The organism is Gracilibacillus kekensis, assembly GCF_900143085.1.
GTDB classification, from domain to species: Bacteria; Bacillota; Bacilli; order Bacillales; family Amphibacillaceae; genus Gracilibacillus; species Gracilibacillus kekensis.
This window is the reverse complement of sequence record NZ_FRCZ01000001.1, coordinates 867,711-884,997: the sequence shown is the minus strand read 5'-3', so window position 1 is coordinate 884,997 and position 17,287 is coordinate 867,711. Positions and strand designations below refer to the sequence as shown.

The 17,287-nt window shown below is 35.0% G+C and carries 14 protein-coding genes; 9 read left to right on the top strand and 5 right to left on the bottom strand.

Annotated elements, in window-relative coordinates; all coding sequences use genetic code 11:
• Window positions 1-10 precede the first annotated feature (10 nt).
• The 9 genes from BUC25_RS04020 to BUC25_RS03980 all read left to right on the top strand — a co-directional run bounded on the left by BUC25_RS04020 (window position 11) and on the right by BUC25_RS03980 (window position 10,302).
• Window positions 11-985, top strand: a complete 975-nt coding sequence (locus BUC25_RS04020; RefSeq protein ID WP_073199876.1) for a ring-cleaving dioxygenase — start codon at window positions 11-13, stop codon at window positions 983-985.
• A 103-nt stretch (window positions 986-1,088) separates the two neighbouring features.
• Window positions 1,089-1,964, top strand: a complete 876-nt coding sequence (locus tag BUC25_RS04015) for a Cof-type HAD-IIB family hydrolase (RefSeq protein WP_073199874.1) — start codon at window positions 1,089-1,091, stop codon at window positions 1,962-1,964.
• Between the two features lie 729 nt (window positions 1,965-2,693).
• Complete coding sequence (locus BUC25_RS04010; protein WP_073199872.1) at window positions 2,694-3,008, top strand: L-rhamnose mutarotase; 315 nt, start codon at window positions 2,694-2,696, stop codon at window positions 3,006-3,008.
• Window positions 3,009-3,087: 79 nt separating this feature from the next.
• Window positions 3,088-3,858, top strand: a complete 771-nt coding sequence (locus tag BUC25_RS04005) for a DeoR/GlpR family DNA-binding transcription regulator (RefSeq protein ID WP_073199870.1) — start codon at window positions 3,088-3,090, stop codon at window positions 3,856-3,858.
• A 313-nt stretch (window positions 3,859-4,171) separates the two neighbouring features.
• Window positions 4,172-5,902 (top strand): sensor histidine kinase, encoded by a 1,731-nt coding sequence (locus tag BUC25_RS04000; protein ID WP_073199868.1) that lies wholly within the window; start codon window positions 4,172-4,174, stop codon window positions 5,900-5,902.
• 13 nt (window positions 5,903-5,915) lie between these two features.
• Window positions 5,916-6,695: a response regulator transcription factor gene (locus BUC25_RS03995; RefSeq protein WP_073199866.1), complete on the top strand. Its 780-nt coding sequence runs from the start codon at window positions 5,916-5,918 to the stop codon at window positions 6,693-6,695.
• A gap of 105 nt (window positions 6,696-6,800) precedes the next feature.
• A complete protein-coding gene (locus tag BUC25_RS03990) occupies window positions 6,801-8,162 on the top strand; it encodes an extracellular solute-binding protein (protein WP_073199864.1) in 1,362 nt (453 codons plus the stop codon).
• A 378-nt stretch (window positions 8,163-8,540) separates the two neighbouring features.
• Window positions 8,541-9,419 carry a carbohydrate ABC transporter permease gene (locus BUC25_RS03985; protein WP_073199862.1) on the top strand — a complete coding sequence of 293 codons (879 nt, stop codon included), beginning with the start codon at window positions 8,541-8,543 and terminating at the stop codon, window positions 9,417-9,419.
• 16 nt (window positions 9,420-9,435) lie between these two features.
• Entirely contained in the window at window positions 9,436-10,302 is an 867-nt protein-coding gene (locus BUC25_RS03980; RefSeq protein ID WP_073199860.1) for a carbohydrate ABC transporter permease, read from the top strand.
• A gap of 584 nt (window positions 10,303-10,886) precedes the next feature.
• Here the strand turns inward: BUC25_RS03980 and BUC25_RS03975 are convergent.
• From BUC25_RS03975 to BUC25_RS03955, 5 genes are all read right to left on the bottom strand, one after another.
• Window positions 10,887-11,519: a YesL family protein gene (locus BUC25_RS03975; protein WP_073199858.1), complete on the bottom strand. Its 633-nt coding sequence runs from the start codon at window positions 11,517-11,519 to the stop codon at window positions 10,887-10,889.
• Between the two features lie 649 nt (window positions 11,520-12,168).
• Window positions 12,169-12,996: a carbohydrate ABC transporter permease gene (locus BUC25_RS03970; protein WP_073199856.1), complete on the bottom strand. Its 828-nt coding sequence runs from the start codon at window positions 12,994-12,996 to the stop codon at window positions 12,169-12,171.
• On the bottom strand, window positions 12,993-13,862 hold the full coding sequence (locus tag BUC25_RS03965; protein ID WP_073200490.1) for a carbohydrate ABC transporter permease: 870 nt from the start codon (window positions 13,860-13,862) through the stop codon (window positions 12,993-12,995). The genes BUC25_RS03970 and BUC25_RS03965 overlap by 4 nt, the downstream gene beginning before the upstream one ends.
• Before the next feature lie 129 nt (window positions 13,863-13,991).
• Window positions 13,992-15,278 (bottom strand): ABC transporter substrate-binding protein, encoded by a 1,287-nt coding sequence (locus BUC25_RS03960; RefSeq protein WP_073200489.1) that lies wholly within the window; start codon window positions 15,276-15,278, stop codon window positions 13,992-13,994.
• A 245-nt stretch (window positions 15,279-15,523) separates the two neighbouring features.
• Complete coding sequence (locus tag BUC25_RS03955; protein ID WP_073199854.1) at window positions 15,524-17,284, bottom strand: sensor histidine kinase; 1,761 nt, start codon at window positions 17,282-17,284, stop codon at window positions 15,524-15,526.
• Between the last annotated feature and the right edge of the window lie 3 nt (window positions 17,285-17,287).

Below are 17,287 nucleotides of genomic sequence, written 5' to 3'. Positions count from 1 at the left end.
AGGAAAATCAATGGAACTAAAAGGAATCCATCATGTTTCAGCAATCACAGCTAATGCTAAAAAAAATTACCAATTCTATACAGATATATTAGGAATGCGATTAGTAAAAAAAACAGTGAATCAAGATGATCCAAGTATGTATCATTTATTTTATGCAGATGAAGTAGGTCGTCCTGGTACAGACTTAACCTTTTTTGAAATTAAAGGAGCGGGGCACACATATCCAGGAAATAATAGCATTTCGTATACATCTTTAAGAGTAGCAAATGATCAAGCGTTAAAATATTGGGAGGAGCGATTGGATCAATTTGATGTTGTTCACGATGGCATCTCGGACCAATTTAACCGAAAAGCATTATCCTTTCAAGATCATGAAGGACAGCGAATCGTACTTGTTTCCGATCAATCCAATCAAGGGGTAGAAGCTGGTATTCCTTGGGATAAAAGCACTGTCCCGCAGAAATTTGGGATTACTGGTTTAGGCCCCGTCCGATTAACAGTACCAGATTTAGAACCAACAAAACGAGTGTTGCAAGATATTTTAGGATTTCGAGAAAGTGGCTCCTATCCAGCTTATGAAAAGGGACAACCAGATATTCAGGTTTTTGAAACAGGTGAAGGTGGAACAGGTGCGGAAATTCATGTGGAAGTTCGGGATGATTTATCAAAAGAGCGACCAGGAAGAGGTAGTGTACACCATGTGGCCTTCCGTGTTGCAGATTATCAGGAGCTTTCTAATTGGAAGGATAAAATTAGTAAGGAGAGGCTCGCTAATTCTGGTTTAGTAGATCGGTACTATTTTCAATCACTTTACTTTCGAGAACCAAATGGAATTTTATTCGAATTAGCGACAGATGGACCTGGTTTCGCAACAGACGAAGACGTAAATCATCTTGGGGAGAACGTAGCGTTACCTCCATTCTTAGAAGAGAAAAGAAACGAAATCGAAAAAAACTTACATCCTATAAACACAACCAGAAAATAATTTCTTCAACAAGCTCATTCAATATTGATGAGCTTGTTCTCAGTTATTGTTGTTCTTAATTCATGCTATACTAAGGTCTGCTAACTAATAAGGGGGACAAAACATGACCTTTTTTCCAAAAGCTATTTGTTTAGATATGGATGGTACGCTGCTAAATAATCAAAATCAATTAACGGAACAAACGTTAAATATCATTCAATACATCAGGAAACTTGGAGTTCGAACATTTATCGTAACTGGACGTTCCTATAACGAAATCTTTGATTCTGCACCACGAGATCTAGTTTTAGATGGGTTTGTGACAGCGAATGGCATGATCACGTATGTGGATGGTGAGAAATTATTAGAACATACTTTATCTATAGAACTGGTAGATAGAGTAATCCAGTCTGCGAGAGAAAATAATATATATTATGAAGCACATCCAAATGATGGTGAAAGGCTTGCTTTAAAGCAAGATCAACCCTTTATGAGTCAAATGATCAGCGGGGTTAAGCCAGACGAAGTAGCGATAAGTGAATGGCTAGAAAGACAAGCAGCAATCAAGGATGAAATTTTGTGGACTGACAATTTGCCAACACAGAAATATGCTAAAATGTATTGCTTCCATAATGAGCGTCACACAATGAAAGCATGGATTAAAAAACTAGAAGAAATGAAAAAAGAAACAGATTTCACTACCTCATCATCTTCTGCCCATAATGTAGAAGTAATGGTGGAAAATGTGAATAAATCAACAGGTATACAAGCATTATTAAACCATTATCAAATTAATCCAAAAGAAACGATGGCAATAGGAGATAGTAATAATGATATTCCAATGATGAAATATGTGGGATATCCGGTCGCAATGAAAAACGCAACAGAACAAATTAAGAATTTAGTGAAAGAAGAGACAGAATATACTAATGATCAGCAAGGAGTTTACCATTATTTAGAGTCTTTTTTAAAGACAGGGACAGAAGAATTTTATAATTAGTAAATCCCAATGAATAAGCCTTTAATATGCATGCGCTTGGAATTTTATGCGTCTTAGGAAGATACTGCGCAATAACTAACGCGGTAATTTTAACAGTTATTATGAGCGTATCAACCGCTACGGCTTGCCCATTTCGCTTTCCGAGGGGCATGCTCTTCAGCTAACTTTGAAAAGAAAAACACTTTTCAAAGTGGATCTTCAGATCATGCTAATCCCTCAGGAGTCGAAGTGGACGCCTGCGCTAATTTGATATTATACAACGCTAGCATGAGGTTGCATTATGATATTACTTTCATGTGAAAAATTCGTTTATTGGAGTAACAGGCTCAAAATGTTAACTGTCACAATAGTTGTAGAACCATTATATTAGCGCAGGCCGCCCACTTTCACTCCTGTGGGAACGTTTTACCTGAAGATCCACTTTTTCAAGCGATCTTTGCTTGGTAAAGTTAGCTGAAGGAAAAAAACCACGGAAAGGAAAGTGGGCAGCCGGAGCGGATGTTAACCAGTTAAAAAAATTTCAAAATTACTACATTATTTGTTGCGTAGTATCCTTATATTGCGCATCAATATAAATATTGCATCAAGCATGTTTGAAGTTAAGGAAATTATTTATGTATCAATCTCTTTTTTTATTTTTGTTTTCTTCTGTGATAGAATAAAAACAAACATAAATAAAAATTAAACGGGTATTTGTATACGTTTTCAATCAAAAAAGGAGGAATAGGCATGGCGCGTTATATGTTTATTATGGAATGTAAGGAAGGTTCTGAAGAAGAATACAAAAGACGCCATCAGTCCGTACATTCAGAGTTACTGAAAGCATTAAAAGAAGTGGGAATTAGTAATTACAGTATTTTTATGGATGGTACTAAACTATATGCCTATATGGAAGTTGATGATTATCATCGAGCTATGAAAGAGCTAGAAAGAAACCCTGCCAACCGCAAATGGCAAGAATTCATGAGTGATATTTTGGCAATGGATGAAAAAGGTGACCCGAAAATGTATCTTATCGACCAGGAAGTGTTTCACTTAAAATAGCGAAAAGCTTGAATTGTTTCCAATTATTTCATATAGTCAGTAATAGAAATGTTACGATTGAAGAAGGCAGGAGAATCGAATGTTAGTTGCAGAAAGGCATCAAAGGATTGTAGAAGTCGTTAATCAGAAAAAAAGTATACGAGTATCAGAACTTGCACAACTTTTTTCTGTTACAGATGAGACAATTCGTCGAGATTTAGAGAAATTAGAAACCGATAAAAAGTTAGCTAGAAGTCATGGCGGAGCTGTGAGTATTGAGTCCGACAATCATGGACCAGAGAGGCCATTCCAAGAACGAGAAGTAATGTATATGGAAGAAAAAAAAGAGATAGCCCAAGAAGCCGTTAAACATATTGTAGAGTCAGATAAAATTCTGTTGGATGCAAGTACAACAGCATGGTATGTCGCTAAAAACTTACCCAATATTCCGATTACCGTATTAACCAACGCTGTTAATGTTGTTTTGGAATTAAGTAAAAAGAATCGTATTACAGTTATCTCTACTGGCGGGACATTGTTAACAAGGTCTCTATCCTACGTGGGACCATTGGCAGAGCGTTCACTTGATTTATATCATGTAAATAAAGCATTCCTGTCGAGTAAGGGAATCCATTTTGAAAAAGGTTTTAGTGAATCAAACGAACAACAAGCTAGAGTGAAACAAAAAATGATCGATATAGCAGATACAACGTATATATTAGCAAACCATCATAAATTTCACCTTCAGGCCTTTGCCTATGTAACAACACTATCAAATGTGCAACGTATTATTACGGATAGTAATGTGTCCGATCAAGATGTGAGTGAATTACAAGAAAAAGGATTAGAGGTAATAAAAGCACTACGTTAAACGATCCCTTAACGTAGTGCTTTTATTTGATAATTAACACATAAGAGACTTCGTATTCTATCTATAAAAAAAGCGGACATCCCCATTTGTTAGCACATGCTGAACCTATCCCCTTATTCACTTTAACATAAGATAAATACTTTTCAGATTTCTTCATACTAAATTCACTAGTGAGCAGGTTCTGTCGATTGTATATAAAATAGCATGAGTTTATTATAATCAATAGTTTCCTGATTTACTTTTTCATAGTATAATAATACTATTACTTAGGTTATCGGTTGAACAAAGTATGAGTTCTCATGGAGTGTTGTACATGTTTAATTATATAAAAAAATGGAATACGTTACGAAACCAGTTATTGGTTGTCTATTTGATTGTGATGTTTATTGTACTATTTATTGTAAGCACTATCACCTATATCTTAGTGGAGGATTTGCTTCAAGGTAATGCGGAAGATCAAATAAAACAGACTGTAATAGAATCATCAGGACGTTATGATTCATTATTTGAGCAATTGAATATGGTTACAAAGCAAGTATTAACAAATGAAGAAGTTCAGGAAGCTTTGTTAATGGAATCAAGAGGAGAAATTACCTCGTTTAATAACAGACAATCGTTAATGAGTACAACAAACCTGATTCAGGCAAATGCAGATGGCATTTATTCCATTGAGATTTACAATGATGAGTACAAAAGAATTATTCCGATTGATTCTACCATTTTATTAGATCGTATTGACCCTCAATGGATTATTCGGGCAAATGAACAAGGAGGTCGTTTAATTTGGTTAGGTGAAGACCCTTTGGATCAAAACTACTTTCTAGTAGGAAGGCAGATTAATTTAATAGATGATAATTTTAAGCATGGTGGCTATATAATCGCACGAGTCAATCGGAGTTATTTTCAATTAAACCCTAACCAGCAAGATGGTGAAACGAAAGATATTACTATTTTGGTAGACGAAATGAATGAAATGATTGTAAGTAATTATCATGGAGACGATTTTGAAAAAATACTAGCTGAAAAATCAGAAAAGATAGATATTAATAACCAGGAATATATGTTAGTTAAAGAAACTTCACCATTAACTGGATGGACAATGTATAATTTATCACCAGTTAATCAATTGACCTCAGGTATTTCCACTGTGCAATCAGGTATATTGATTGCTGGAGTTATTGGATTATTGATTTTTTTCATTTCTTCACTTTTTTTGTCTACGTTTATTACAAAACCAATTACAAGACTTACTAAGACAATGAGAACAGCAGGTGAAGGGGTACTTGCACATAATCCTGTCGTGAATTCTACAAATGAGATTAATGAATTAAATCAGACTTATAACCAATTAGCAGCAGAAACCAATTATTTAGTACAAATGGTGTATGAAAAAGAAATTATTAAAAACAGAACCGAACTAAAGGCATTACAGGCCCAAATTCATCCTCATTTTCTTTTTAATACATTGGACGCATTATACTGGTCTTTAGATGAAAAAGAGGAAGAAGAACTTGCCAATGTTGTACTAGCAATGTCAGAGTTATTCCGTTATACGATAACTAAAGAAAATCAAGATGAATGGGTAACAATTAAGGAAGAATTGGATCATATTGAAAGATATATGAAGATTATGCGAATGCGTTTTGGAGACCGATTGAATTGGGAGAAAGATGTCGATCCGGAATGGTTACATGTGATGATTCCAAAATTGATGATCCAACCTTTTGTAGAAAACGCAATTTTACATGGAGCCGGAAATGTTGTTGGTAATAGTCATATTACAGTAACTATTGAGAAGGTATCTCATGTTAATAGACTAAGAATTGTAGTTGCAGATAATGGTCCAGGGATGAGTGATGAGAAATTAGCTGAAGTTAAGAAATTGATGGAGGGCGGTCTGAGTCAACAAAAACAACATGGCCTAGCATTACAGAATGTCCAACAACGCTTAAGGATGTATTATGAATCGGAAAGGTGTAGGGAGATTACCATTGCGAGTGAAGAGGGGAAAGGAACAATGGTAAGTTTCGAAATTCCAGTATAAGGAGGTCATTAGTGTGAATGAAAAGGTAATTCTTGTGGTAGACGATGAACCTAGAAGCCGGCAAGGTATTAAAAAAACAATAGAAAGATCTACTGAACATCATTATCAGGTTATTACAGCGGAAAACGCAGAAGAGGCATTAAATCTTATTAATCATGAAAAAATACATGTACTTATTACAGATATACGGATGCCGGAAGTCTCAGGTTTAGAGTTACTGAAACAACTCAAGAAAAAGGCGCAAGATCCAGTGGTTATAGTTATTTCTGCCTATTCTGAATTTGAATATGCCCACGAAGCACTTGAACTTGGGGTAGTCAATTATTTGTTAAAGCCGATAGCTAAAGAAAAATTGATGGAAGCAATTGAGAAAGCCATGGATATTGATAAGCAACGGGAAAAAACAGACATTTTCAATAAAATTGTGGATGATAAATTAATCGAAATGCAACAGTTGAGTAAGTACAATAGAGGCGTAAAAGAAGCGATGGATTATATTGATCAACATTTTAATCAAGAGTTAACATTAAAGGAAGTAGCAAGCCAAGTACATTTAAACGCTAGTTATTTAAGTGCGTTGTTTAAAGAAGAGTTAGAAGTTACCTTTAGTGAGTATCTAACAAGAAAGAGAATTCAAGAGGCTAAAAGGTTACTTCTTTCTACTGACCTGACAGTATCTGAAATTGCCGAGCAGAGTGGTTATCAAACATCAAAATATTTTATTAAATTGTTTAAGCAATTTGAAAGTACGACACCAAATGGATTCAGAAAAATGAATGAAAGCGATTCCTAAAATAAGTGGTATTTTACCTAATCGTTGTTACCTTACAATAGAACACCCTTGGTGCTACACTTTAAGAGTACTTAAAAAACTTATTTTATATGGGGGTATATTCAAATGAAAGATCTATCAAAGAAAATATTATTTTCATTTGCATTAGTTCTATTGTTTGCGCTTGCAGCATGCGGTGGAGATTCTGATTCAGAACAAGAAACAGGCGGAGAAAACACTGACGCTGAATCTACAAGTGAAGAAAATGAAAGCGATTCAAGTGGAGAGGAAAAAACAATCGAGTTTATGCACTTATGGCCTGAAGGAAGTTCAAAACAACACCATGATATTGTAAACGAGATTATTGCAGATTTCGAAGCAGAAAATGAGAATGTATCTGTAGAAGTAGAAATTTTAAGTAATGAACAATATAAAGAAAAACTAAAAGTATTATCGACTTCTAATGAACTACCAGATGTTGGTATGACTTGGGCAGCAGGATTTTTAGAGCCATATGTAAGCGGTAATATGTTTGCTTCTTTAGATGACTTATTAGAAGGTCCATTAAATGACATGTTCGTTCCTGGGACAGCAGAAGCTTATGCTTTAGACGGAACAACTTATGGTTTACCTTTAGAGCTAAACATTACACCTCTATATTACAACAAACGAATTTTTGAAGAAAATGGAGTAGAAGTTCCTGAAACATTTGAAGAATTCAAAGAAGTTTCACAGACATTAGTGGATAATGGCGTAACTCCTATCGCACTTGGTAACAAAGATCGATGGACTGGTTCAATGTGGTATATGTATCTTGCAGATCGTATTGGTGGAGCTCAATTATTAAATGATGCAATCCTAGGTGAGGCGAGCTTTGAAGACCCAGCTTTAATTGAAGCGGCAGAAGAAGTGAAAAACTTAGTAGATATGGGAGCATTCCTAAATGGATTTAATGGTTTAGGAAATGATGAAGCAAAAGGTTACTTCCTTAATGAACAAGCTGCTATGTATCTAATGGGATCATGGGATTTACCTGAATTCACAACAAGTGAAGAAAATTCACAAGAATTTAAAGACTCTATCGATTATATGAAATTCCCGATCGTAGAAGGTGGAGAAGGTGATCGAGATAGCTTTGTCGGTGGTCCTGGTGTTGGTATGTTTGTTGCTGAAAACTCGGAAGTAAAAGACGAAGCAAAAGAGTTTGTTTCATTCTTCGTACAAAAATGGGGAGAACAGTCTGTTGAAAAAGCAGGTGTTATTCCAGCAACTAAAGTGGATACTGAAAGTGTAGATTTACCTCAAATGTATGTTGATGTACTAAATGATCTAAATGAAGCGTCTAATATCACACTATATGCTGATGTTCAGTTAAGCGCTGCTGCAGCGGAGACTCACTTGGATATGATTCAAGCACTATTCGGTGACGCTGTTACACCTGAAGAATTCGCACAAAATCATGAAGAAGCAATATCTTCAGGAGAATAAGGTGAAGCTTCAATAAATTGGGAGTATAGTACTCCCAATTTATTGTTGACGAAACGTACGATCATGGCTACCGTCCGATAATACCCACTAGACTCTTTGTTAATTCTTTTAACGTACAGAGCGGGCATTGCGGACGGTAAGCGCCGTGATAAACAAAAATGTACACGTACCAATGTGGTAACTATAAAAAGTTATAAGTGCTTGCAACCGTTACGGCTGACCATTTCCCAATGGAAGCGAAATGGTCAGCCGAAGCGGATGTCTAGCATATCCTATATTTTAAATTGGAGAACGGGAGTTACTGAACATTCTCTGGATTTAATGAAATCTAATAATTGAAATAAAAATGCGATATTACGACATAAAGGAGCAATAACGATGAACAAAGTAATGTCAAATAAGGCAGTCATTGCTTTATACGTTCTGCCAGCTCTTGTTTTGGTAATGGCTGTTATTTACGGGCCGATGCTAATAACAGGGTATTATGGTTTAATGGAATGGAACGGTATTGGAGAAATGACATTTATAGGATTAGAAAACTATAAAGTATTAATTCAAGATGCAAAATTTTGGGAAAGTGCTTGGCACTCATTCTTATTAGCAATATTCTCAACAATAAGTTTAGCAGGCTATTTAATCGTATCTTTGATTTTAGCAGGTAAAATCAAAGGTTCGAATATATTAAGAAAAATTTATTTAATTCCCATGTTGCTATCTTCAGTTGCGATTGCACAATTATGGGTAAAAATTTACGATCCAAATAACGGGGTATTAAATAGTTTATTATCTTCATTTGGTATGGAGAACCCACCAGTTTGGTTAGCTGACACCGATTTAGTTTTATACGCAATTTTTGTTGCCATACTGTGGCAATATGCTGGTTTCTATATCATCATTTATTATGCTGCACTCAAAGGTATTCCAGAAGAACTAATCGAGGCAGCGCGTATTGATGGTGCTAATCCTGTTCAAATTGCATATAAAATTAAGGTTCCTTTAATTTCTGGTGTTATAAAAGTTACCATCGTACTAGCAATCGTAGGATCATTAAAATACTTTGATTTAATCTACGTTATGACAGGTGGAGGGCCAAACGGAGCAAGTGAAGTAATTGCCTCCTACATGTATAAAAAAGCATTTGATACTTTTGATTTCGGTTATGGTAGTGCAATTGCCTTTTTCTTACTAATTATTACACTAATTGTGACATGGATTACTCGCAAACTTACTGCGTCGGAAGATGAAGTTCAATACTAGGAAGGATGGAAGACAGATGGCTCAGATTCAAAATGAAGGGCAAAATGAAAAAACGATGTTGACTAGAATCGGGATGATTCTTCTCTATATTTGCTTAATCGTTGTTGCCCTTTTTCAATTATATCCATTAATATGGCTAGCAATGTTCTCGTTAAAAACAAATACAGAGGTTTTCGGTTTATCTCCATTTGCTTTACCACAGGACCCACAATGGGTGAATTACCTGAATGTGTGGGAAAATGGCAATATTAATGTCTACTTTTTTAACAGTGTATGGATAACTGTTACTTCAGTAGTATTGACATTACTGTTAGCAAGTTTTGTGACATTTGCGATTACCCGTATGAATTGGAAACTGAATAAATTGACGTTAGGTTTATTTATGGTTGGCTTAATGGTGCCGATTCACTCTGCTCTAATCCCGTTATTTGCTTTTTTCTTAGAGTTGAATATAGTGAACCACCCGTTATCGCTAATCCTTGCATATACAGCATTTAATTTACCATTAACGATTATGATATTGTTAGGTTTCTATTATACATTACCTAAAGAAATCGAAGAGGCAGCGGTTGTTGATGGCTGCTCTGTACACCGTATTTTCTTCCAAATTACGCTGCCAATGACAACACCTGTTATGGCAACAACAGCGATCATTAACATGATTTATAATTGGAATGAATTTGTCTTTGTTAATACCTTTATCAGTTCAGATAAATGGAAGACCTTAACAGTAGGTATTCAAAACTTTATTGGGCAGTATTCTACAGACTGGGGTGCAATTGGTGCTACATTAATGATAAGTATCATACCAGTATTAATTGCCTTTTTAGTATTAAGTGACCGTATTGTAGAAGGTATTGCTGCAGGTTCTGTAAAGGGATAGACCAAATCAAAATTAGTACGTTATTTAAAAGTAAACGAGCTTGGGACAATAGAATTCTATAACTAGAAAAATCCAAACAAATCGTTTGGATTTTTCTGCGTAGTAGGAGTGGTAATTTTGAAATGTATCGTCTGTTAAGCATCCGCTCCGGCTGCCCACTTTCCTTTCCGTGGAGTTTTCCCTTCAGCTAACTTTTTTAAGCAAAGAACGCTAAAAAAAGTGGATCTTCAGGAAAAATGTTCCCACAGGAGTGATAGTGGACGGCCTGCGCTAATATATTTGTTCTACAACTACTATGACAGATAGCATTTTGAGCTGGTTCCCTATTATTTCTTTTTTTCATAATAGAAATGACGTAATGCTATCTCATGCTAGCGTAGTAGAGTATCAAATCAGCGTAGACGTCCGCTTCTATTCCTATGGGATATTTTTATCCGAAGATCCACTTTGGTAAGTGATCTTTGCTTACCAAAGTGCTGAGGAGAAAAAACCATGGAAAGAGAAGTGGACAAGCCATAGCGGTTTTTAAGCACACACCCCATGTCAAAATTATTACTTCATTTGTGTTTTATTTAAAAAAACATTTATGTTCCGGCATTGTCTTCTACTATTGTTTCTTTTTTTACTGCGACTTTTCTAAATGCATGATAACAGGTCCCCATTATAATATAACCGACTAAACTAGCACCAAAAAAGAACAAAGATCCTGGGAACGAATACATTACGTATAATACAGCACCAGCACCAACTACCATAGAGATATTGTGTAGGGGGTGAATAAGCATAACAAGAAAAGCATTTTTCCAAATATCTAAGAAACGTAATTCATAATGAACAAATGTTGGTATAATATATAACAATGTTAAAGAAATTGCTAGCATAAAAATATATAAGGGTACTTTAACAACGTCATAGAATCCACCCTGATAAAACTGAATGAACTGAAAATTAATATAAAAAAGTAGACCGATTACATAAAACACTAATCCTATCAAGTTGCTTTTGAGGAATTCCTTTCTATATGTTTGCCAAAAGCGGGTGAAGACAGGTTCATCTGTATTTCCCATGATCCATTGTCTAATTAAAGTGAACATTGCAACTGTGGCAGGAAAAAGACCAAATATACCAAGGCCTACTATGGTAAAAGCCATCCATAAAATATTGACATAAGCGAATCGGGTTATCCATTCTGTTGCAGCAAATAATGAATTTCTCATGTTTTCTCTCCTAAAATAGTAGTCTATCTTTATTGCGATGTACGTCCTTAATACCCCGCATTAAGATTAGTTTCATCGAGCATAGTGAAAGTTAACGCTCCCACAGATTAAAGTCTCACTTAATCACGGTGTAAACGTCCGTAATACCCAATATCATGTTCGAGTAATAAAAGAGAAGTTAAGTGGGGAAGAACGGATGCTAACTTCCTGATAAGTCTCGCTAACAATCAGCGAGAGTAAAACTCCCAATGATTGAAGTCTCAATTTATTTTACCACAATAAGAAGAACATCAAAACGTTAACGATTAACTAAAATAAACCGTAATACAGTGACAATACAAACTTGTGATAGGTATCTGCCGCGAAATCATGCTTTAAAGAAAAGATAGGAGATAAAAAATGAATAGAGAACAATTACGAAATGTCGCACTTGGAGAAGCGGAGGCAGATTGGTTGTTGACGGGATAACTCCTTCGCTTGACGGGATATTAAGACTTATCCCGTCAAGCGACCACATTATCCTGTGAAGGCAATTAGTTATCCCGTCTACAACATTACATATCCCGTCACGGAATGACCTTTAAAAGTTGTCTCTAGTTAGCAATAATATAAAGAAGGTGAAGCATGGGAATCCCAGCTTCACCTTTGTTTAACCTTTTACAGAACCCATCATACCGGCGACGAAATGTCTTTGCATTAGGAAGAAGACAATTGCAGTTGGTAATGTAGCAATAACGATAGCTAGCATAATAACACCATAGTCAGGCGTGTAACCTGCACCTAAATTCGAAATTAATAATGGTATCGTCTGTTTTTCTGGAGATTGTAGCACTACTAATGGCCATAGATAGTTATTCCAACTATTCATAAAGGCAATAATAGCTGCAGCTGCATAAGTCGTTTTCATCGTAGGTAAATAAATTCGGAAAAAGATACCTAGTTCACTTAGTCCATCAATACGACCCGCTTCCACAAGTTCTCTCGCAAACATTTTTGTATTTTGTCTGAAAAAGAAAATGAAGAAAGCTGTAATGATAGTTGGTAAAAACGCAGCTGCTAGTGTATCTAAACCAATTAATGGCGCATCATTTGATATTTGACCAAAAAGTCGATACAAAGGAATCATAATCGCAGCAAAAGGAATCATCATCGAAAGAATTAAGATATTAAATACCACATCTTTCATCTTAGATCGGTAAATTTCAAAACCGTAACCTGCTAAAGAACCTATCAATAAGGTTAAGAAGGTAGTAATTACAGCAATTACAAGAGAGTTCCATATTGCTAAACCTATTTGAGTTTGCTCTAATAAATTTCTGAAATTCTCAATTAAGTGTGTTCCTGGTATTAAACGACCAGCCGTAACATCCACGGATTTATTTGTCATACTCACAAGCATCCATAAAAATGGAAAAATAGACACGATAGCTGCAGTGCTTAAGAATAGGTATATAAATACACGTTTAAATTTTTTCAATCTCGATCACCTGCCAGTTTAAATTGAATAAAGGATAGTACGACAACTATGATTAAAATGACATAAGAAACAGTAGCTGCATATCCAAAGTCTGGTGTGTATTCAAATGATAAATTATAAATATACATCGATATTGTCATCGTTGCATTACCAGGGCCACCACTTGTAATATTCATTACTTCATCGAATAATTGTAACGTACCAATCGTAGATACAATTGAAGTGAAGAGAATGATTGGTTTTAGTAATGGAATGGTTATAAAGAAAAACTGTTGCAGGGCAGAAGCTCCATCAATTCTAGCAGCTTCATACATTGATTTATCAACGTTTTGTAATGCAGATAAATAGAAAATCATATTATAGCCAGTCCATCTCCATGTAATTGCTATAATAATCGTTATTTTTGCCCAAAATGGATCAGAAAGCCAAGCGATTGGCTCAGACATAAGGTTCAAACTTATCAGCAAGTCATTTACTATTCCATCATTTCCAAATAAATACTTGAAGATTACCGCGTATGCTACCAGTGAAGTAACGGCAGGTAAGAAAATGGCGGTACGGAAAAAACCTCTGAATTTTAATGTAGGATCATTTAATAACACGGAAAATATTAAAGCCAATACAATCATTACTGGAACTTGAATTAACAAGTACAATATCGTATTAGTTAATGCTGTAATAAATGTCGGATCATTAAATAATCTTACATAATTATCGAAACCAACAAAGTCTAAGTTGGCTCCCATCCCAGACTGGAGCGATAGTATGAAAGCTTGCACCATAGGATAAAAGTAAAAAAGGCTGATTCCCACTACAGATAATAAAATGAAAATCCAACCAATATAATTCTTTTTAAAACGTTGCATAAACGTAGGTTTTACTGTTTGTGATAGTTGTTGGTTCAAGATGGTCCCCCTCCTCATATTTCTTAATATAGAAGAGAAAACCCAAAAGAAGGGTTAACTCTACTATTTAAGATTGCTATTCTGTCCAACTTATTTAAATTGGTTCTCAGCTTGAGTCTGTGTATCTGCTAATACATCTTCAATACTTTTTCCATCTAAATATTGTTGTATTTCTGCAGATAGAATATCCTCGATTCCATATGTGTTCATACCATAGTCTACTTGTGGAATTTCTTCCATCCATTGAGAGAATTCATATACTACTTGCTGATTGTTAAAGAATTCATTTTCGAACTGGTATGCATCACCTTCAGAAGCAGGTTTATACGTACCAATCGCACCAATTTCAGTAACTAAATCCTGGTAGAAGTCTACATTAGATCCGAATGTACCACCTAGGAATTCTGCAGCTGCTTCTTTGCCATCGATGTTTAACACATACCATGAGCTACCACCTTGGTTGGAAGCATTAGCCGCACCCTCCATGTCTAAGCGTGGTGTAGGAGCAACTTTCCATAATCCTGATTGAGATTCTTCTGCCTCAATACTAGCTGCAATCCAGTTACCAGCTGGAACAGTTGCAACGTCACCACTATTAAATGCTTCTAAATATTGACTCCAGTCAGAGTTTAATTTAACTACGCCACTATCCATTAGCGCTTTGTAGTTTTCTAATGCCATTTTTAATGGCTCATTACCTTCAATTTGAATTGTTCCTTCTTCATCTGTATACCATGTTCCGGTAGTTTGCATCATAACACGTAAAATACCTAAATCATTAGGGTCTAAAGAAAGCATTGCATGACCTGTTTTTTCTTTAACATCTTTTGCAATTTCAATATATTTTGTCCATGTAATATCTACCAAATCTTCATGAGTATATCCAGCTTCCTCAAGATAATCTGTACGATAGAATAAACCAGTTACCCCTGTGTCAAATGGAAGTCCGTATTGTTTTCCATCAAGACTTGTTGGTGCCAATTTATACTCAGCGAAGTCATCAGGGTTAAAATAATCACCGATTGGGTAGAATGCGTCCGGATAAGACTGTAAGAAACTTTGTGCACGTTGGTCTTCGATTAATACAATGTTAGGCATACCCTGCATTGTTCCAGAACTTAGACCAGTATTTAACTTCTGTACAATATCATCTTGAGCATTTTCAATAATTTCCATATTGAAATCCTCATTGTCATAATGTTCCAAAGCTAATTCTAAAGCTCCGATGTTAAAGTTAGGATCCCAAGCCCAAGCTGTTATTTCTGCGCCTTCATCACCTGAAGTGGATTCACCTTCATCACTCTCGCCACCTTCAGAAGAATCATCATCTCCACCAGAGCATGCTGCTAATACTACTGTTGTTAATAGCGCTATCATTAACAACCAAAATTTCTTTGTAAATGTTTCTCTCACTATAAAAACCCCCTATAAAAAATGTTTTTAACGTTGAAATCGTTTTCAACGCTGTAATGAAATTGTAACAAAAAATACTAAAGACCTCTTGGACGATCTTTAGTAAAAAATGAAACTATTTTTAGAATGTACAGAACCGATAAAAAATATTAGTATTTTTTTTATAATCGGTAATATTTTTAGTAAGAAAATAATGTAAATTAGTGAAATTAAGATTGCAGTGGTAATTTTATTAATACCTTGGTACCTTGTAATGGTTTACTCTCTATTTCAACTCCATAATCTTTTCCATATAACAATTGAATTCTTTCATGCACATTTTTAACCCCTATTCCACTGAATAGCTGTCGCTTCTCTTTCGTTTTTATGGTTTTGTTATCTAGTTGATCAGCTATCATTCCATCACCATTGTCAACAATTTCACAGATTAAATTTTTCTCGCGATTTGCAATCAATATCTGTATATAACCAGTTTTTTTCTGAGTGAAGGCATGAAAAAAAGCATTTTCGATAAAAGGTTGGATCACTAGTTTAGGTATCAACAGATCTAAGCAATCTGGAGAAATTAAGTAATTTACTTTAATACGCTCGCCGTAACGAGCTTGGTTAATTTGTACATAGCTTTTTAAATTATCCAATTCCTGTCTTATAGTAATCGTCTCGTCTACATTACTTAATGAATTTTGTAATAGTGATATAAAAGAGTCGATGGTATTTGATGCTGTTTCTTTTTTCTCTTGTCGTATCATGAATTTTATCGAAGCTAGTGTATTATAGATAAAATGTGGATTGATTTGGTGTTGTAGTGCTTCTAATTCAGCTTTTCGTTGCTTATCCTGTGTGTTCATTAAAATCTGCACATAATCCTGTAGTTCATTTAACATATAATTAAAGGCCTTAGCAATTTTACGTGTTTCATATCCGCCAGCTTCTTTTAATGGTTTATTAAACTGATATCTTGCCATGTCGGATATTTGTCGAACTAATTGACTAATGGAAACGGTCATCTTACGCAAAATTAAAAAGGCAACTAATACAGCCAAGCCAACAATGACGATCGCAATTAATAAAATATCACTTGTATTAATGACATTGTCTGCCACTACCTCTTGATTGATTAAATTTACGAGGTATATGTCCATGCTAGGGATATATTGTGAAAGAAACACAAATTCCTGTCCAAACACATTAATATTACGATATTCTAAATCTTCTCCTCTTACTCCTTCTGCATAGCTCAACAGTTCCAAAGAGGAGTCGCCGATAAGTTCTTCTTGATTACTTGATATAATTTCTCCTTCTGGAGTAATTAATAAGACGTTATTTCCTTCACTTGTATAGCTCTCATAGAACTTTCTTAAATCTGGCTCTGTCAACGAAAAGAATAAATAGCCATATATCTCATCTGATCTTAATTTTAGAGCTTTGGAAGCAATCACCATCGGAACCCCATTCGTTACCTCCGATTGTTCAAACTGATAGACAATATCTGTGTCACTCTTTTCTATGCGATCAATAATCTCATGATTTGCCAATAGCTCCCCATCCACTTGCCATTTAATATAATTCATATTGAAAACATCTTGTTGATTACTTAAAATCACCATATTGGCATCATTTGGATCAACTTCAGCAAATATTTGCTTCATTTCGTTTGTCATATGATAATAATATATTGATTTTTCACTTGCAGTATCATGCTCAACTTGTAACAATTGCTTAATCGTTCCATTTGTTTCCACTTCGAGTGAGGCAGAAACAATCGAATTGGTAAAAAGATTAAATCTTTCTGTAATTTGATCCATAATTTTGGAATTAGTTATACTAAATGTATCAAGAAATAAGTTAGTAGACATGCGTATGCTGTTATAAGTGATCATAATTGATACAGCGATAACGCTTATTACCATCACTAAAAAGATCTTTATAAATAAATTATTTGCTTGAAAGATACCTATGAGTTTCTTCATTTG